The organism is Amycolatopsis sp. NPDC045836 (assembly GCF_056431745.1).
On record NZ_JBWKKF010000001.1, the window covers coordinates 354,011 to 371,152 of the forward strand.

Sequence of the window (17,142 nt, forward strand, 5' to 3'; positions counted from 1 at the left end):
CTCCGGTACCTCCCCGATGCCCGCACCAGTAGAGTGCCTATGCATGAAGGCGGACGCGTTGCGCGGACATCTGGACGCCCTGCTGCTGGCCGTGCTGGACGGTCGCAAGCTGCACGGCTACGCGATCATCGAGGCACTGCAGGCCCGCAGCGGCGGCGCGCTCGACCTGCCGACCGGCACCGTCTACCCGGCGCTGCGGCGGCTCGAACGGGCCGGTTTCCTGGCCAGCGAGTGGGACGTGGTGTCCGGCCGGAAGCGGCGCACCTACCGGCTGACCCGCGCCGGGCAGAAGGCGCTCGCCGCCGAACGCGCCGAGTGGCAGCAGTTCACCTCGGTGATCGGCGCGGTGCTGGGAGGGCAGGCATGGCCGGCGCAGGCGTGATCGACCGCTACCTGGAGGACCTGGCCGGTTCGCTCTACGGCTCGCCCCCGCGCAAGTCCGACCTGCTCGCCGAGGCCCGCGACAGCCTCGACGACGCCACCGAGCGGTACCGGTCGGCGGGCTGGTCCGAGGACGAAGCGCAGCGGCGCGCGGTCGCGGACTTCGGTTCGGTGGCCGAGGTGCGCGTGGACTACCAGGCCGAACTGGGGCTGGCGACCGGGGTCCAGGCGCTGCGCTCGCTCGCCCTGGCCCTGCCGCTGATGCACGTGCTGTGGGAACTGACGCGGATGACCACCTTCGGCTCGTGGAGCAATACCGGCGTGGTGCTGCCCGAGTGGTATGGCCCGCTGGCGCTGGCGGTCGACTACACCGGTTACGTGATGGCCGCGGCCGGGTTGCTCGCGCTGCTGGTGGCGCGGGTGCTCTGCCGGTACGCGCGATCGGCGCGGGCCGGGCGCTGGGTTTCGCTGGTGGCGGCCACCGCGGTGGGCGCCGACCTGCTGATCCGGCTGGTGCTGGTGGGCGTGAGCGGGGCGATCGATCCCGGCCTGCTGCTGTTGTCGTGGCCCTGTGCGGTGGTCGGCCTGCTCTCGATGCTGATCAGTGCCCGGCTGGTCGTGCTGGCGCGACGGTCCTGGCGCGCCTGTGTCACGATCGTGGCGTGACCACCGCGCTGATCTACCTCGTCATCATGCTGCTGGTCGCGGCCGTGGTGTTCCTGCTGGCCGCGGTCGTGTTCGGCCGGGGTGAGGAACTGGCCCCGCTGGCGCCCGGCGCGTCGCCGACCCGGCTGCCCGCCGAGGACCTGACCGGCGAGGACCTGCGGGCGGTGCGCTTCCAGCTGGTGCTGCGCGGGTACAAGATGTCCGAAGTGGATTGGGTGCTGCGGCGGGCCGGCCTGGAGCTGGACGAACTGCGGGCGCGGGTGGCGCGGCTGGAGGCGGAGTTGCACGGGCGCCGGGAGGACGCGGTCTGATGCCGGAGCTGGTGCTGTCGGTGGCGGTGGCCGCACCCGCCGGAACGACCTGGCTGGCGCTGACCGACTGGGCGCGGCAGGCGGAGTGGATGCTCGGCACCCGCGTCGAGGTGACCGAGGGCAACGGCCGCAGCGTCGGCTCGCGGCTGGCGGCGTTCACCGGGATCGGGGGTATCGGCTTCACCGACCCGATGGAGATCACCGGGTGGGAGCCGCCGGTGCGCTGCACGGTGCGGCACCTGGGCCGGGTGGTGCGCGGGACCGGTGCGTTCCACGTGCACGCGCAGGGCGCCGACCGGTCCACTTTGGTGTGGTCGGAGCAGTTGAAGCTGCCGCTGGGCCCGCTCGGGCAGCTCGGCTGGCCGGTGGCCAAACCGGTGTTCGCCCTGGGCGTGCGGTATTCACTGGACCGCTTCGCGCGGTTCGCGGAGTCCTATTCGGTGGGGGAGCGGTGAACCTGGTCGGCGAGGACGGTGTTCCCCGGTGTGCGTGGGGCAATTCCGCCCCGGACTACGCCGTTTACCACGACACCGAATGGGGGGTGCCGCTGCGCGGTGAGCAGGCCCTGTTCGAACGCCTTTCGCTGGAAGCCTTCCAGTCGGGCCTTTCGTGGATCGTCATCCTGCGCAAGCGCGAGGCGTTCCGCCGGGCGTTCGCCGGCTTCGACCCCGCCGTCGTCGCGGAGTTCACCGACGACGACGTGGCCCGGCTGCTCGGCGACGCGGGCATCGTCCGCAACCGGCTGAAGGTCCAGGCCACCATCCGCAACGCCAGGGCGGTGGCCGCCCTGGACCAGCCACTGGACGAACTGCTGTGGTCCTTCGCGCCCGACTCGCCGCCGCGACCGGCCACCATGGCGGACGTCCCGGCCATCACCCCGGAGTCCCGCGCCATGGCGAAGGAGCTGAAGAAGCGCGGCTTCGCCTTCGTCGGCCCGACCACCTGCTACGCCCTCATGCAGGCCACCGGCATGGTCGACGACCACGTGGCCGGCTGCTTCCGGGCCCGCTGAAAAAAATTCCGGCGGGTGTGTCGAGATCCGGTGCCCGGCTCCGTCCCAGGGCCGAACGCGGCCAGAATGGGCCGCGACCACCGCGAAGGAGTACCACCATGGCCAAGTACCTGCTGCTCAAGCACTACCGCGGCGCCCCGGCCGCGGTCAACGACGTGCCGATGGAGAAGTGGGCGCCGGAGGAGGTCACCGCGCACATCCAGTACATGAACGAGTTCGCCGACCGGCTGCGGGAGACCGGCGAGTTCGTCGACGGGCAGGCGCTCTCCCCCGAGGGCACCTTCGTCCGGTACGACGGCGAAGGCCGCCCGCCGATCACCGACGGGCCGTTCGCCGAGACCAAGGACCTCATCGCCGGCTGGATGGTGATCGACGTCGACAGCTACGAACGCGCCGTCGAGCTGGCCGGGGAGCTGTCGGCCGCGCCGGGGGCGGGCGGCGAGCCGATCCACGAGTGGCTGGAGCTGCGCCCGTTCTACGGCACGCCCCCCGCCATCACCGAGTGACCCGCGAGATGGACGAAGCACTGGTCCGGGCCCTCACCCCGGGCGTGCTCGGCATCCTCGTCCGCCGCGGAGCCGATTTCGCGGCGGCCGAGGACGCCGTGCAGGAGGCGCTGGTCGAGGCGTTCCGCACCTGGGGGGCCGAGCCGCCGCGGGACCCGAAGGGCTGGCTGGTCACCGTGGCCTGGCGGAAGTTCCTCGACGCGACCCGGGCGGACGCCGCCCGCCGCCGCCGTGAGGACTTCGCCGACTCGGTGGAACCGGAGCCGGGGCCGACGCCGTCCGCGGACGACACGCTCCAGCTGTACTTCCTGTGCGCGCACCCGTCGCTGACGCCGTCGTCGGCGGTCGCGCTCACCCTGCGCGCGGTCGGCGGGCTGACCACCCGCCAGATCGCGCAGGCGTACCTGGTGCCCGAAGCGACCATGGCGCAGCGCATCAGCCGGGCCAAGCGCACCGTTTCCGGCGTGCGGCTCGACCAGCCCGGCGACGTGGCCACCGTGCTGCGCGTGCTCTACCTGGTGTTCAACGAGGGGTACGGCGGTGACGTGGACCTGGCCGCCGAAGCCATCCGGCTCACCCGGCAGCTGGCGGCCGCGATCGACCACCCCGAGGTGGCCGGTCTGCTCGCGTTGATGCTGCTCCACCACGCCCGGCGGGCCGGCCGGATCGCGGCCGACGGCAGCCTGGTGCCGCTGGCCGAACAGGACCGCGGCCGGTGGGACACCACGATGATCGCGGAGGGCGTGGAAATCCTGCAGGCCGCTCTCGCCCGCGACCAGCTGGGGGAGTTCCAGGCCCAGGCCGCCATCGCCGCGCTCCACGCCGACGCGCCCACCGCCGGGGAAACCGACTGGGTGCAGATCGTCGAGTGGTACGACGAACTGGTGCGGCTGACGCCGAACCCGGTGGCCCGGCTCAACCGGGCGGTGGCCGTCGGCGAGGCCGACGGACCACGCGCCGGGCTGGCCGCGCTCGCGGAACTGGACCGGAAGCTGCCGCGGTACACCGCGGTGGCGGCCCACCTCCACGAACGCGACGGTGACCTCGCGACCGCCGCCCGGCTCTACGCCGAGGCGGCGGTGCAGGCGGCCAACCTCGCCGAGCGCCAGCACCTGACGCGGCAGGCCGCCCGGCTCAACGCCCGCTGATCACCGGCCCCGGAAGTCCGGGCGGCGCTTGCTGACGAAGGCGTCGACGGCTTCGGCGTGGTCGGCCGTGCCACCCAGCGCGGCCTGGGCGGCTTCTTCCGCGGCCAGCGCTTCGGCGAGGGTGCTTTCGGCGGCGGCCGAGAGCACCTCCTTGATCTTGGCGTAGGCGACCGTCGGACCCGCCGCGAGCTTCGCGGCCACGGCCTGCGCCCGGGCGGCGAGGTCCTCGTCCGCCACGACTTCGCTGACCAGGCCGAGGGAGAGGGCTTCGTCGGCCTCCACCTTCCGCGCCAGCAGCATCAGTTCCGCGGCGCGCCCGTAGCCGATGAGCCGCTGCAACGTCCACGACGCACCCGAGTCCGGGCCGAGGCCGACGTTGGCGAAGGCCATCAGGAAGTTCGCCGACGACGCGGCGATGCGGAGGTCGCAGGCGTAGGCGAAGGCGGCACCCGCCCCGGCCGCGGCCCCGTTCACCGCGGCGATGACCGGCTTCGGCATGCCGGTGATCAACTCGACGATGGGGTTGTAGTGCTCGGCTACCGTGCGTAGCGGCGACGGGTCGTTCGCCTGCAGCAGCCCGACGTGCTCCTTGAGGTCCTGCCCGGCGCAGAACGCCTTGCCCGAGCCGGTCAGCACCACCGCGCGCACGGTTTCGTCGGCGGCCGCGTCGCGCAGGGCGGCCAGCAGCCGCTCCTTCAGTTCGACGGTCAGCGAGTTGTACGCCTTCGGCCGGTTCAGCGTGAGCGTGCGGACACCGGGTGTGCCGGTGCTGTCCGTGCTGTTGCCGATGAGGAGAACGTCCTCTGTGGTCACTGCGGCTCCTGTGGTTCCTCGGGGTTTCCGACTGGCGAGTCTGGCACTCCGGCGAGCCGCATACCAGCACGGATGATGTGTGAAAAGATCGGTCCGCGCGCGCGGGCGCTCGCTGATGAGGGAGAATGGTTACTACCCGGTTGGCTTTGGCGAGCGCGACCCCGGGCGCGCCGGTGGATACGGAGGGAGCACGCTATGGCGGCCATGAAGCCCCGGACCGGAGATGGTCCCCTCGAAGTGACTAAGGAGGGGCGGGGCCTCGTGATGCGCGTACCGGTCGAGGGCGGTGGGCGTCTCGTCGTCGAGCTCTCGGCCGAGGAAGCGAAGGATCTCGGCGCGGCGCTCCAGGAAGCCACCGGCTGAACCAGCTTCCGGTCCATGCCCCGGTCCCCGTCCGCGGAGACCGGGGTTGACTTCTGCCCGGATTCCGCACTCCTTGGAGGTCGCTGATGGCGCGCGTTCCGTTACCGTCCGTACCCGGCCGGTTGGTCGACATCGAGGTGCTGGACGTGTCCCGGCGCGGTGCGCTGGAGGCCGTGCTGGTGCCGCAACCCGCCGAGGAGGCCGAGCTCGAGCCGATCGCCGGCGTCCGGCCGTCGGCCAAGGCGGGTGAGGTCAAGCTGGTGCCCGGCGACGCCCCGGTGCGCTGGCTGGTCGGCGTCGGGGACGGCGGGGCGGCGAGCTACCGGGCCGCCGGTGCCGCGCTGGCCAGGGCCGCCGACGCCCACGCCGAGCACGAGCCGGTCAAGGCGGTGCAGGTGGCACTGGCCGAGGACGCGACCACCGAGGCCGCCTACGAGCTGGCCATGGGGGCGATGCTCGGCGGTTACCGTTACCGGGTCACCGAGGAGGAGCCGAAGCCCCGGCTCAGGACGCTGCGCCTCATCCCGCGGTTCGAACGCGCCGTGCCCGCGTTCGCCGAAGCCGTCGACCGCGCGCGGACCCTCGCCGCGGCGGCCGCGCTCGCCAGGGACCTGGCGAACACACCGTCCAACGTGAAGGACCCGGCCTGGCTGGCGGGCACCGCCGAGCGGGTCACCGCTGGGCTGCCCGGGCTGACCGCCACCACCCGGGATGAGCGGTGGCTGGCCGAACAGGGCTTCGGCGGGGTGCTCGCGGTCGGCGGCGGCTCGGCCAGCCCGCCGCGGCTGATCGAACTGGACTACCGGCCGCGGGGTGCGGTCAAGCACCTGCTCTACGTCGGCAAGGGCATCACCTTCGACACCGGCGGCCTGTCCATCAAGCCCGCCGACGGCATGCACCTGATGCGCACCGACATGGCGGGTGGTGGCGCGGTGATCGCCGCCGTCCGCGCGATCGCCGCGCTCGGGCTGAAGGTGCGGGTGAGCGCGCTGGTGCCCGCCGCGGAGAACCACGTTTCCGGGTCCGCCTACCGGCCCGGTGACATCGTCCGGCACTACGGCGGCCGGACCACCGAGGTCGGCAACACCGACGCCGAGGGCCGCATGGTGCTCGCCGACGCGCTGGCCTACGGCATCCAGCGGTTCAAGCCGGACGCGGTGGTCGACGTGGCCACGCTGACCGGCGCCATGAAGGTCGCGCTCGGCCTGCGCACCGGCGGCCTGTTCGCCACCGACGACGACCTCGCCGCGCGGATCGCCGCGGCCGGGGAAGCGGCGGGTGAGGCGTGGTGGCGGATGCCGTTGCTGGAGGTGCACGAAGAAGCGGTCAAGGGTGACCTCGGGGACGTCAAGCAGGCCCCCGGCGGTCCCGGCGGCATCACCGCGGCGTTGTTCCTGCGGGAGTTCACCGGCGGGGTGCCGTGGGCGCACCTGGACATCGCGGGGCCGGCGCGGGCGGACCGCACCTACGCCGACGTGGTGCCGGGCGGCACCGGGTTCGCCGCGCGCACGCTGGTCGAACTGGCCGCCGCCTACGCGTGATCGAGCACGTGCGCGCGGAAGGCGCGCGCCGCGGGGGTGAGGTCGTCGCCCGCTGACCAGACGAGCCCGATGGTGCGGGTGACCGGCGGTTCCAGCGGGACCTCGGCGACGCCGGCGGGTGTGCCGGGGGCGAACCGCGGCAGCAGCGCGACGCCCAGCCCGGCGGCGACCAGCCCGCGGACGGTGTCGGATTCCTGCCCTTCGAACGCGATGTCCGGACTGAACCCGGCGGCGGCGCACAGTTCGTCGGTGATCTGGCGGAGGCCGTAGCCGGGTTCGAGGGTGACGAAGGGTTCGTCGGCCAGCTCGGCGGCGTGGACGCGTTCGCGGCCGGCCAGCGGGTGCCCGGCGGGGACGCTCAGGCGGAGTTCCTCGTGGGTGAGGGTGGCGGAGTCGAAGGCGGGGTCCGCGGGCAGCGGGGCGACCAGCGCGAGGTCCAGTTCGCCGGTGCCGAGGCGGTCGAGCACGTCCTGGCGGGAGCCCTGGACCAGGGTGAACCGTGTTCGCGGGTGCTTCTGCCGGAATCCGGCGAGCAGCGAGGGCACCAGGGAGCGGCCGAGCAGGTGGAGGAACCCGAGCACGACGTGCCCGCGGTCGGGGTGGATCTCCTCCCGAACTTGTCGAGCACCGCTCTCCAAAAAGAGCACCGCTCTCTCGGCAGCTTCGGCGAGCAGCAGCCCGGTCCGGGTGAGCCGAATCCCGCGCCCGTCCGGCACGGTCAACGCGGCACCGAGCTGACGCCCGAGCGCAGCCAGGCGACGACTGGCGGTCGGCTGCGGGAGGCCCACCCGTTCCGCTGCCCGGGTTATGTTCCCGGTCACCTTGAGCGCGGCGAGCAGTGCGAGGTCGGGGGCCAGCTCCTGGACAAACCGCTGGTCGGTCCATTCATTCAGCACGGTATCGATGCTCGCATGAAACCGAATTAGACGTATTGATTAGCTCGGCTTAGCTTCGAGGGGTGAGAACCACCGCCGCCCAGGAGACGGCTGCTCGGGAGGTGGCCGCCCGAGAGATGGGCGCCCATGCGACGGCCGCTCGGGAGGGTGCCGCTCGGGAGACTGGAGGCCAAGGGACCGGAGCCCAGGGGGCCACCCAGGGGGCGGCCGTTCGGGAGGCCGCCCGGGAGAGTGACACTCGGGAAGCCGCCGGGGGGACTGTCGCTGGGGAGGCCGCTGCTCAGGCGGACACCGAAGAGGCCACCAACATGGGGACTGCCGATCGGGAGACCGCCACCAAGAAGCGCGTCATCCAAAAGGCCGCCACCAAGAAGCGCGTCATCCAAAAGGCCGCCGCCGAGGAGCGCGCCACCCAGGAGACTCCTGGCAGGAAAAGCGCTGCGCAGAAGGCTGTCGCCGGGGAGCGCGCCAGCCGAGGGATCGCCGCCGACGAGGCTGCCGCTCGGGAGAGCGCCACCCAGGGGCCCGCCACCGAAGAAGCCGCCGCCAAGGGAACTGCCGCCCAGGGAACTGCCACCCAGGGAACTGCCGCCCGGGGGTCCGCCACCGAACAAGCCGCCGCTCAGCAGACCGCCGCCCCCGCTCGACGCGTCACCGTGGCCGTTGCCGCGGCTGGCATCTCATCATTCGCGTTGCTCTACGCGCCGCAACCCGTGTTGCCGCAGCTTGCGGAGCGGTTCGGGCTGGAGCCCGGTGGTGCCTCACTGGCGGTCAGCGTGGCGACCGGCGCGCTGGCGGTCTCGGTCCTGCCGATCGCCACCCTGTCCGAGGTGATCGGGCGGCGGCGGGTGATCCTGGTGTCGGTGATCTCGTCGGTGCTGCTCGGGCTGGCGCTGCCGTTCGCCCCGAACTTCCCGCTGTTGCTGGGCCTGCGGGCGCTGCAGGGGATCGCCATCGCGGGCTTCGCCGGGGTCGCCGCCGCCTACCTGGCCGAACGCCTCGGCAAGGCCGGCGTGGCCGCGGCGGTGGGCGCGATGATCGCCGGGAACACCGTCGGCGGCATGCTCGGCCGGTTGTCCAGCGGGTTCACCGCCGGCTGGCTCGGCTGGCCCGGCGCCCTCGGCCTGACCGCGGCGCTCGCGCTGGTCTGCGCGTTGCTGACCGTGCTCACCCTGCCGAAATCCGACGCCTCACCGGGCAAGGCCCCGCTCAGCGGCCTGCGGGTGGCGTTGTCGAGCCGGGTGCTGCTGGCGCAGTACTCGGTGGCGCTGCTGGCGATGGGCTCGTTCGTCGCGCTGTACAACGCGGCCGGGTTCCGGCTCACCGGCGAACCACTGGACCTGCCGCCCGCGATCGCGTCGCTGGTCTTCCTCGCCTACGCCATGGGCACGTTCACCTCGGGGTACGCGGGCCGCCTGGTCGCGAGGTTCGGCAGGCTCCGCACCCTCTCCGGGGCCTTGGTGACCACCGTGCTCGGCGCGGCGCTGACCGTCTTCGACTCGCTGGCCTGCGTAGCGGTGGGTTTCGTGGTGCTGACCGGTGGCTTCTTCGCCGCGCACGCCGTGGCCAACGGCTGGGCCGCGGCCGAAGCACCCCCGACCGCCCGCGGCCAGGTCGGCGGCCTGTACACGCTGGCGTACTACCTGGGCAGCAGCCTCGGCGGCACCATCGGCGCGACGGTGTACGGGCACGCGGGCTGGGGCTGGCTCATCGCCCTGACCTCGGCTTGGCTGCTGCTCGCCCTGGTGCTCTCCCTGCTGGCTTCCCGCCCCCGCCACGCCCGATCCGCAGCCTGACTGCGGCGCACCCCGCACCTCACCTGGCGGCACGCCCTCACCGCCACCGACGGACGCGCGGCTTGGCCGCCGCTCCTCATGCCTGTCCAGCGCTCCGACCAGCCGACGCGACCAGCCGGGCCGAAGCGGCCCGCCCCAGCCAGCTCGGCTGACCCGGCCTACTCCGGCCGAAATGCTCCTGTCTGGCCAAAGCGGCCAGCCCAGCGAGGCAGCCAGCCCGGCTGAGGCGGCCAGCTCAGCGAGGTGGCCTACTCGGCCAACGCACCTGACCGGCTGATGCGGTCTGCCCGGCTGAGGCGGCCAGCCCAGCGAGGTGGCCCACTCGGCCAACGCACCTGACCGGCTGATGCGGTCTGCCCGGCTGAGGCGGCCTGCTCAGCCGAAGCAGCCAGCCCAGCCGAAGCAGCCGGCCCAGCCAAAGCGGCCCACCGGCCAAAGCACCCACCCGGCTCAAGGCCGCTGCTCAGCCGAAGCGATCAGCCACCCCTCAAGTCGCTGACGCAACCGAAGCCACCAGCAGCCCGCCACCCACCGGGAGCACGGCGGGGACCAGCCGGTCGTCCTCCCGCACCGCCCTGGCCACGTCCCGCATGGCCAGCGTCTCCGGGTCACGCCCGTTCCGCACCCCCGAAAGCAGGTTGTGGAAGGCGATCACCCCACCCGGCCGCAGCAGCTGCACACCCTCTTCGAAGTAGTTCGGGTACTCCGCCCGCGCCGCGTCCACGAACACCAGGTCGTAACCGCCGGCGGTGAGGCGTGGCAGGACGTCCAGGGCCCGGCCCATGATCAGGCGCGTGCGCCCGGGCGGCAGCCCGGCTTCGGAGAACGTCTTGCGTGCCGCCCGGTGGAATTCCGGTTCTATGTCGATCGAGGTGAGCACTCCGTCCTCGGCCATGCCGCGCAGCAGGTACAGCCCGCTGACCCCGACCCCGGTACCGATCTCCACCACCGCCCTGGCCTGCAGCGTCGCGGCGAGGAAGCTCAGCGTGGCCCCGCAGGGCGCACCGACCGGATCGCAGCCCAGTTCGGCCGACCTGGCCCGCGACGCGACCAGGACTTCGTCGTCGGGCAGGTAGCCCTCGACGAAGAGGCCCAGGTCGGCCAGGTGTGTGTCGGAATGCACGCCAGTGAGGTTAGCGGTGCCTGTCGACAAATCAGCGCAGGCCGCCGGGCAGGTCCGCAGATCCACCCCGAGGACTTCTCAGGCTCCTCTCAGCGCCGTCTCACTACAACCATAAGGAAGCCGGACAGACTACGAGCAACGAACCGGGAACACCCTGCGCCGGGACAGCGTTAGGGGGAGTAGTTGGGAGATCAGCCTGATGGAGGTGCCTTCCCCCACGATGCAGAAGAGCACGCAGGTCGAGCCGGTGGCCGTCGACGACGCCGCTGAGACCCCCTGGACGCCACCGTCCTGGGACGAGGTCGTGCGCGAGCACGCCGACCGGGTCTACCGCCTGGCCTACCGCCTCACCGGCAACACCCACGACGCCGAGGACCTCACCCAGGAAACGTTCATCCGGGTGTTCCGCTCGCTGGCCAACTACAAGCCCGGCACCTTCGAGGGCTGGCTGCACCGCATCACCACCAACCTCTTCCTCGACATGGCCCGCCGCCGCTCCCGCGTGCGCATGGAGGGCCTGCCCGAGGACACCGACCGCATCGTGGGCGACGACCCGAGCCCCGAGCAGGTCTACTCCGACACCCACCTCGACCCCGACCTGCAGGCCGCGCTGGACGAGCTCCCGCCGGAGTTCCGCGCCGCCGTGGTGCTCTGCGACGTCGAGGGCCTGTCCTACGAGGAGATCGGCGCCACGCTCGGGGTCAAGCTCGGCACCGTGCGCAGCCGGATCCACCGCGGCCGCCAGGCCCTGCGCGCCTCGCTGGAGCGCGCGCGGGCGATGAAGCGCGAGGCCATCCCCGTGCCGTCCCCCGTGGGGGCACCGGCATGACCGAAGCGCGCGGTTGGGGACTGCCCGAGTCGCACCTGCTGCCCGACGCGGTGGTCGCGTTCGTCGACGGTGAACTCTCCCTCGGCGCGCGGGACCGCGCGTCGAGCCACCTCGCCCGCTGCCCGTCGTGCGCGGGTGAGGTGGCCGCGCAGCGCCAGGCCCGCGCCGAGGTCAAGCGCGCGGACGCCCCCGCCATGTCGGCGGGCTTCCTGGCCAGCCTCCGGGACATCCCCCAGCACACCGAACTGAGCACCACGCCGGACAACCTGGCGATCACCGAGGACGGTCAGCTGGTCGCCATCCAGCGCCCCGACCGGGTGGCCGGTCTGCGTGACGGCTCGGCCCCGCTCGGCTCCTCGGCGCCGCTGGGCAACTCGCGCAACGTGCTCGGCGGTGGCCGGTTCGGCGTCTCCGGGCGGCGGGCCGCGCAAGGCGCCGGGGTGGTCGTGTCCGGGCTCGTGCTCAGCGCGCTCGCCCTGGTGGTCACCTCCGGCACCGACGGCGGTGACATCGCCACCGACCCGAAGCAGGACCCGCTCTCCGGCGTGCTGCCCGCCCAGTTCGGCGCGAACCCCGCGCCCAGCCTGGTGCCGCCGCCGTCCGCCAGCACGACGGCCAGCACGACGGCCGGTGCGACGCCCACCACGTCCGGCGTGCCCGCCGGTCGCTGATCAGGGCGCAACGCCCACTTCACCGGGCGGACGGCAGAATTCGCGGCAAACGTCCGGCGTATTCGTCGCGCCGACGGCCGGTCACGCGTCGAGGAATGAATGAGCCAGCAGCCCAATCCGCAGCAGGACCCGTCCGGCGCGCCGCGGCGCGAGGACCGGCTCGCCCCACGGCCACTGGAGCGCCCGCCGGTGGATCCGGCGCAGGCGTCGGTCTTCGGCAGGCCCCGGGGCGTCGACGGCGCCTTCGACCGGCTCTACACCCCGGATTCACGCAACGGCAAGGCGCCGGTCCAGCTGGCGCCGCCGCCCCCGGAGTCGCTGGCCGAGGCGTTCCGCCGTCCGCCGGAGGCCGCCGGGGTGGTGCTGCAGCGCCCCGCCGGTGACCAGGGCGGCAGCGGCGCCACCGAGCCCGAGGCGCCGCTGTGGTCGAAGCCCGCGGACCCCTGGCGCGACCCGAACGCGGGCGCGTTGCTGGGCGGCCCGGCGGTCGCGACCGGGGAACCGCCGAAGGAAGACCCCGAAGAGCGCCCGCGTGGTGCCATGCTCAGCCTGCCCGAGGTGCTGTTCGGCCGCCGGGTGAAGCCCACCGCGCTGGCGTTGCTCGGTGTGCTGGCGCTGCTGATCGGCGCGGTCGGCGGGCTGGCGGGCTGGTGGCTGTCCGACCGCGGGGACGCGCTGACCGGGGAGCTGAACATCGCCGAGGCCGAGGCGGGCAAGGAGCGCCCGCCGGGTTCGGTGGCCGAGGTCGCGCAGCGCGTGGCGCCGGCGGTGGTGTCGCTGGAGATCCGGATCGGCGAGGGCGGCGGCAGCGGGTCCGGCGTGGTGATCGACCCGCAGGGTTACATCCTCACCAACGACCACGTGGTCTCGATGGCGGTCAAGGACCAGTCCGCGAGGATCACCGCGGTGTTCATCAACGGCGCGCGGGCCGAGGCGAGGGTGGTCGGCACCGATCCGAAGACCGATCTCGCCGTGGTCAAGGTGAACGTGCCGGATCCGGTGGTGGTCCAGATCGGGAAGTCCTCGGACCTCGCGGTCGGCGATTCGGTGCTGGCCGTCGGCTCGCCGCTGGGCCTGGAGAACACGGTGACCAGCGGGATCGTCAGCGCGCTGAACCGGCCGATCGGCATGCCGGGCGAGAACGGCGGCCCGCCGTCGAACTACGGCGCGATCCAGACCGACGCCCCGATCAACCCGGGCAACTCCGGTGGGGCGCTGGTGGATTCGACCGGTGCGCTGGTCGGCATCAACACCTCCATCCTCGGGGGTGGTGAGGGCCAGGGCGGCAACATCGGCATCGGCTTCGCCATCCCGATCGACCAGGCGATCCGGATCAGCCGTTCGCTGATCGAGCAGGGTTCGGTCAAGCACGCCGACCTGGGCCTGAACGCGGCGTCGGTGGCGGCGAACACCTCCGAGGGCGCGCAGGTGCAGAACGTCGCGCCCGGCGGTCCCGCGGCGGCGGCCGGCATCGCGGAGGGCGACGTGATCACCAAGGTCGGCGACCGGATCGTGCGGACGGCCACCGAGCTGACCGTGGTGGTGCGGGAGCACGGCATCGGCGACGTGGTGCCGGTGCAGTTGTCGCGCCAGGGCAGGCAACTGGTGGTCGACGTCACCCTGGGCTCGGACTGACCCTGGGATCGTCACCGGATCGGGCGGTACGCTGAGCTTGGCGCAGTGCACGAGGCGGAGGTCACCGGGTGTTCGAGAGCGTGGGCTGGGGCGAGATCCTCGTCCTCATCGTGGCCGGGTTGTTCATCCTCGGCCCGGAGCGGCTGCCGGAAGCGGCGGCGTGGCTGGGCAAGAGCATGCGCAAGGTGCGTGACTTCGCCAGTGGCGCACGCCAGCAGCTCAAGGACGAGATGGGCCCGGAGTTCGAGGAGTACCGCAAGCCGCTGGAGGACCTGCGGCAACTGCGCAACTTCGACCCGAAGCGCGCCGTCACCCAGCACCTCTTCGACGGCGACTCGGACCCGCTCGGCCTGAACGGCGGCTCCGAGGTCACCAAGCCGAACGGCCACCCGGCCGCCACCTCGTCCTCGCCGGAATCGCTCAAGCCGGGTGAAAAGCCCCCGGTCGACCCGGACGCCACCTGACCTGACCGGGCGGCCCGCGAGAACCGGGGTTACCGCCCCGCCGGAGTCACGTTCAGCATCATGCCCGCCAGCCCGCGCGCCCGGACCGACAGCTTTTCCGCGGCCCCGGTGAGCACCTGAGCGGCGGGGGCGTCCGGGGCGGCCAGCACGATCGGCGTGCCGGCATCGCCCTGTTCACGCAGGCGCGGGTCCAGCGGGACCTGGCCGAGCAGCGGCACGGTGGAGCCCACCGACTTCGACAGCGAGTCGGCGACCGCCTGGCCACCGCCGGAGCCGAAGACCTCCAGGCGCGTGCCGTCCGGCTGCTCCAGCCAAGACATGTTCTCGATCACCCCGGCCACCCGCTGCCGCGTCTGCAGCGCGATCGCGCCCGCCCGCTCGGCCACCTCGGCGGCGGCCTGCTGCGGGGTGGTCACCACCAGGATCTCCGCGTTCGGGATCAGCTGCGCCACCGAGATCGCGATGTCCCCGGTGCCCGGCGGCAGGTCCAGCAGCAGGATGTCCAGGTCGCCCCAGAACACGTCGGCGAGGAACTGCTGCAGCGCGCGGTGCAGCATCGGCCCGCGCCACACCACCGGGGTGTTGCCGGGGGTGAACATGCCGATCGAGATCACCTTCACGCCGTGCGCCTGCGGCGGCATGATCATCGTGTCGACCTTGGTCGGCTTTTCGCCCGCGCCCAGCATGCGCGGCACCGAGTGCCCGTAGATGTCCGCGTCGACCACGCCGACGGACAGCCCGCGCTTGGCCATCGCGACGGCGAGGTTCACCGTCACGCTCGACTTGCCGACCCCGCCCTTGCCGGAGGCCACGCAGTACACCCTGGTCAGCGAACCGGGCTGGGCGAACGGGATGACCGGCTCCTTGGCGTCCCCGCGCAGCGACCTGCGCAGTTCGGTGCGCTGTTCGTCGCTCATCACGTCCAGTTCGACGCGCACGCTCCGCACGCCGTCGAGCTTCTCCACCGCGGCGGTGGTGTCCCTGGTGATGGTGTCCTTGAGCGGGCATCCGGCCACGGTCAGGTAGACCGCGACCGTCACCACCCCGTCCTCGCCGATGGTGACGTCCTTGACCATGCCCAACTCGGTGATCGGCTTCTTGATCTCCGGGTCGTAGACGGTCTTCAGCGCCTCGCGGACGTCGTCGGCGGTCGGGAGCTGTCCAGTGCTGGTCACCCCTCCATGTTACGTATCGGTAGTGCCGGTCCGAGCCCGGCTCTTGCGCGGCTTGGTGTCGAGGTCCTCACGCAGCTTGTCCAGCTCGCCGCGCAGGTAGTCGCGCGTGGCCACCTCGCCGATGGCCAGTCGCAGCGCGGCCAGCTCCCTGGCCAGGAACTCGGTGTCCGCCTTGGTCTGCGCGGCCCGCGTCCGGTCCTCCTCCAGCGACACCCGGTCCCGGTCGTCCTGCCGGTTCTGCGCCAGCAGGATCAGCGGTGCGGCGTACGCGGCCTGGGTGGAGAAGGCCAGGTTGAGCAGGATGAACGGGTACGGGTCCCACCGCAGGGACACCGCGACCAGGTTCAGCGTGATCCAGACGATGACCACCAGCGTCTGCCAGAACAGGTAGGTGCCGGTGCCGAGGAAGCGCGCCACCCGCTCGGTGGCGCGGCCGAAGGCGTCCGGGTCCAGCCGCAGGCCGATCCGGCGGCGGCCCGCGCGCGGCTGGTCGAGCCGGCGGCGGTGGTGCGGCTCAGGCACGTTCCCGCTCCTTGACCGTCACGTCGTGCAGGCCGGTCTCCCGCCAGCCCTCGGGCAGCAGGTGGTCGAGCACGTCGTCCACGGTGACCGCGCCGACCAGGTGGTCGCCGCTGTCCACCACCGGCCCGCAGGCCAGGTTGTACGCGGCGAAGTAGCGGGTCACCTCGGTGAGCGAGGCTTCGGGGTGCAGCGCGGGCAGGTCGGTGTCGATCGCGCTGGCGACCAGCTCGGCCGGTGGTTCCCGGAGCAACCGCTGGAAGTGCACGCAGCCGACGTACCGGCCGGTCGGCGTGGCCTGCGGCGGGCGTGAGACGAAGACCATGGTGGCCAGTGCGGCAGGCAGTTCGCGGTTGCGGATGCGGGCCAGCGCCTCGGCGACCGTGGCGTCGGGGGCGAGCACCACCGGTTCCGGGGTCATCAGCCCGCCCGCGGTGTCCGACGAGTACGCCAGCAGCCGCCGGACCGGCTCGGACTCCTCCGGTTCCATCAGCTCCAGCAGCCGGCTCTGGTCCGCCGGGGTCAGCTCGGCGAGCAGGTCGGCGGCGTCGTCGGGGTTCATCGCCTCGAGGATGTCGGCGGCCCGTTCCTCGGCGAGGTAACCGAGCAGGTCCTTCTGGTCGTCCTCGGGCATCTCCTCGATCACGTCGGCGAGGCGCTCGTCGTCCATCGCGTCGGCGACCTCGTGCCGCCGCTTGACCGGGAGGTCCCGCAGCGTGGCGGCGACGTCCACGGCCCGCATGGTGTCGAACAGCATCAGCAGCTGCCCGGCGCCCTGCGGTTGCCCGGCGAGGTCGGCCAGGCCCAGCCCGGACACCTCGGTCCACGGCAGCACCTGCAGCGACGACCGGCGGCGGCCGAGGCCGAGGCGTGAACTGCGTTCGCGGACGGCCAGCTTCGCCAGCACCCAGTCCCGCGTGCGGGTCGGCTCCATCGCGGCGTCGGCCACGGTGACCCGCACACCCGACCCGGCCAGCGCGGCGTGCGCGTCGGCGAGCTGGCCGAGCACCAGCACCTCGTTGGGCCGCCGGTGGAACTGGCGCATGTTGACCGAGCCGGTGGCCAGGGTCACCGCGTTGGGCTCGATCGAGGTGACCCGCAACATCGGCACGAACACCCGCCGCCGGGTCGCCAGCTCCACCACCAGCCCGAGCACGCGGGGGGCCTGCTGGTCCAGCCGGAGCCCGGCGACCAGGTCGCGCACCTTGCCGATGGACTCACCATCCGGGCCGAACACCGGTAAACCGGCCAACTGAGCAGCGAAAACGCGGTTCACGGCGGCCATAGCCGAAG

20 protein-coding genes are annotated in these 17,142 nt (G+C 72.7%); 14 read left to right on the plus strand and 6 right to left on the minus strand.

Annotated elements, in window-relative coordinates; genetic code table 11:
* The first annotated feature begins 43 nt into the window (after positions 1 to 43).
* The 7 genes from AC07EG_RS01710 (at position 44) to AC07EG_RS01740 (ending at position 4,024) form a co-directional block, all read left to right on the plus strand.
* On the plus strand, positions 44 to 382 hold the full coding sequence (locus AC07EG_RS01710) for a helix-turn-helix transcriptional regulator (protein ID WP_113696176.1): 339 nt from the start codon (positions 44 to 46) through the stop codon (positions 380 to 382).
* Positions 364 to 1,047: a permease prefix domain 1-containing protein gene (locus tag AC07EG_RS01715; protein WP_478251017.1), complete on the plus strand. Its 684-nt coding sequence runs from the start codon at positions 364 to 366 to the stop codon at positions 1,045 to 1,047. Before AC07EG_RS01710 ends, AC07EG_RS01715 begins: the two co-directional genes overlap by 19 nt.
* The gene (locus tag AC07EG_RS01720; RefSeq protein WP_478251018.1) at positions 1,044 to 1,358 is read left to right on the plus strand and encodes a DivIVA domain-containing protein; all 315 of its coding nucleotides are present in this window, start codon (positions 1,044 to 1,046) and stop codon (positions 1,356 to 1,358) included. The genes AC07EG_RS01715 and AC07EG_RS01720 overlap by 4 nt, the downstream gene beginning before the upstream one ends.
* Positions 1,358 to 1,813, plus strand: a complete 456-nt coding sequence (locus AC07EG_RS01725) for an SRPBCC family protein (protein WP_478251019.1) — start codon at positions 1,358 to 1,360, stop codon at positions 1,811 to 1,813. The genes AC07EG_RS01720 and AC07EG_RS01725 overlap by 1 nt, the downstream gene beginning before the upstream one ends.
* A complete protein-coding gene (locus AC07EG_RS01730) occupies positions 1,810 to 2,370 on the plus strand; it encodes a DNA-3-methyladenine glycosylase I (RefSeq protein ID WP_478251020.1) in 561 nt (186 codons plus the stop codon). The genes AC07EG_RS01725 and AC07EG_RS01730 overlap by 4 nt, the downstream gene beginning before the upstream one ends.
* A 98-nt stretch (positions 2,371 to 2,468) precedes the next feature.
* Positions 2,469 to 2,876: a YciI family protein gene (locus AC07EG_RS01735; protein WP_478251021.1), complete on the plus strand. Its 408-nt coding sequence runs from the start codon at positions 2,469 to 2,471 to the stop codon at positions 2,874 to 2,876.
* 8 nt (positions 2,877 to 2,884) lie between these two features.
* Positions 2,885 to 4,024 (plus strand): RNA polymerase sigma factor, encoded by a 1,140-nt coding sequence (locus tag AC07EG_RS01740; RefSeq protein WP_478251222.1) that lies wholly within the window; start codon positions 2,885 to 2,887, stop codon positions 4,022 to 4,024.
* Here the strand turns inward: AC07EG_RS01740 and AC07EG_RS01745 are convergent, their stop codons facing one another.
* A complete protein-coding gene (locus AC07EG_RS01745; RefSeq protein WP_478251022.1) occupies positions 4,025 to 4,837 on the minus strand; it encodes an enoyl-CoA hydratase-related protein in 813 nt (270 codons plus the stop codon). It lies immediately after the preceding gene.
* A 195-nt stretch (positions 4,838 to 5,032) separates the two neighbouring features.
* Here AC07EG_RS01745 and AC07EG_RS01750 point away from each other — a divergent pair, with 195 nt between their 5' ends.
* Together AC07EG_RS01750 and AC07EG_RS01755 are read left to right on the plus strand one after the other, a co-directional pair.
* Entirely contained in the window at positions 5,033 to 5,200 is a 168-nt protein-coding gene (locus AC07EG_RS01750; RefSeq protein ID WP_113698116.1) for a DUF3117 domain-containing protein, read from the plus strand.
* Between the two features lie 86 nt (positions 5,201 to 5,286).
* A complete protein-coding gene (locus AC07EG_RS01755) occupies positions 5,287 to 6,741 on the plus strand; it encodes a leucyl aminopeptidase family protein (protein ID WP_478251023.1) in 1,455 nt (484 codons plus the stop codon).
* Here the strand turns inward: AC07EG_RS01755 and AC07EG_RS01760 are convergent.
* Positions 6,732 to 7,637 carry a LysR family transcriptional regulator gene (locus AC07EG_RS01760; RefSeq protein WP_478251024.1) on the minus strand — a complete coding sequence of 302 codons (906 nt, stop codon included), beginning with the start codon at positions 7,635 to 7,637 and terminating at the stop codon, positions 6,732 to 6,734. The two genes, AC07EG_RS01755 and AC07EG_RS01760, sit on opposite strands and share 10 nt — an antisense overlap.
* A 656-nt stretch (positions 7,638 to 8,293) precedes the next feature.
* Here AC07EG_RS01760 and AC07EG_RS01765 point away from each other — a divergent pair.
* Positions 8,294 to 9,433 carry an MFS transporter gene (locus AC07EG_RS01765; protein ID WP_478251224.1) on the plus strand — a complete coding sequence of 380 codons (1,140 nt, stop codon included), beginning with the start codon at positions 8,294 to 8,296 and terminating at the stop codon, positions 9,431 to 9,433.
* A 487-nt stretch (positions 9,434 to 9,920) separates the two neighbouring features.
* Here AC07EG_RS01765 and AC07EG_RS01770 read toward each other — a convergent pair whose 3' ends face one another.
* Entirely contained in the window at positions 9,921 to 10,556 is a 636-nt protein-coding gene (locus AC07EG_RS01770) for an O-methyltransferase (RefSeq protein WP_478251025.1), read from the minus strand.
* A gap of 199 nt (positions 10,557 to 10,755) precedes the next feature.
* On the opposite strand from AC07EG_RS01770, the gene sigE reads away from it, so the two are divergent.
* The 4 genes from sigE to tatB all read left to right on the plus strand — a co-directional run bounded on the left by sigE (position 10,756) and on the right by tatB (position 14,155).
* Positions 10,756 to 11,385, plus strand: coding sequence for an RNA polymerase sigma factor SigE (sigE, locus tag AC07EG_RS01775; RefSeq protein ID WP_478251026.1), 630 nt, complete (start codon positions 10,756 to 10,758; stop codon positions 11,383 to 11,385).
* Positions 11,382 to 12,056, plus strand: coding sequence for an anti-sigma factor family protein (locus AC07EG_RS01780; protein WP_478251027.1), 675 nt, complete (start codon positions 11,382 to 11,384; stop codon positions 12,054 to 12,056). Before sigE ends, AC07EG_RS01780 begins: the two co-directional genes overlap by 4 nt.
* A gap of 99 nt (positions 12,057 to 12,155) precedes the next feature.
* Positions 12,156 to 13,691 (plus strand): S1C family serine protease, encoded by a 1,536-nt coding sequence (locus tag AC07EG_RS01785; RefSeq protein WP_478251028.1) that lies wholly within the window; start codon positions 12,156 to 12,158, stop codon positions 13,689 to 13,691.
* A gap of 68 nt (positions 13,692 to 13,759) precedes the next feature.
* Positions 13,760 to 14,155 carry a Sec-independent protein translocase protein TatB gene (gene tatB, locus AC07EG_RS01790; protein ID WP_478251029.1) on the plus strand — a complete coding sequence of 132 codons (396 nt, stop codon included), beginning with the start codon at positions 13,760 to 13,762 and terminating at the stop codon, positions 14,153 to 14,155.
* 29 nt (positions 14,156 to 14,184) lie between these two features.
* Here tatB and AC07EG_RS01795 read toward each other — a convergent pair whose 3' ends face one another.
* From AC07EG_RS01795 to AC07EG_RS01805, 3 genes are read right to left on the minus strand one after another with little or no spacing between them, the layout of a single operon-like run.
* Positions 14,185 to 15,330 (minus strand): Mrp/NBP35 family ATP-binding protein, encoded by a 1,146-nt coding sequence (locus AC07EG_RS01795; RefSeq protein WP_478251030.1) that lies wholly within the window; start codon positions 15,328 to 15,330, stop codon positions 14,185 to 14,187.
* A 9-nt stretch (positions 15,331 to 15,339) separates the two neighbouring features.
* Entirely contained in the window at positions 15,340 to 15,852 is a 513-nt protein-coding gene (locus AC07EG_RS01800; protein ID WP_478251031.1) for a DUF1003 domain-containing protein, read from the minus strand.
* Entirely contained in the window at positions 15,845 to 17,134 is a 1,290-nt protein-coding gene (locus AC07EG_RS01805) for a magnesium transporter MgtE N-terminal domain-containing protein (RefSeq protein WP_478251032.1), read from the minus strand. The genes AC07EG_RS01800 and AC07EG_RS01805 overlap by 8 nt, the downstream gene beginning before the upstream one ends.
* Positions 17,135 to 17,142: the final 8 nt, after the last annotated feature.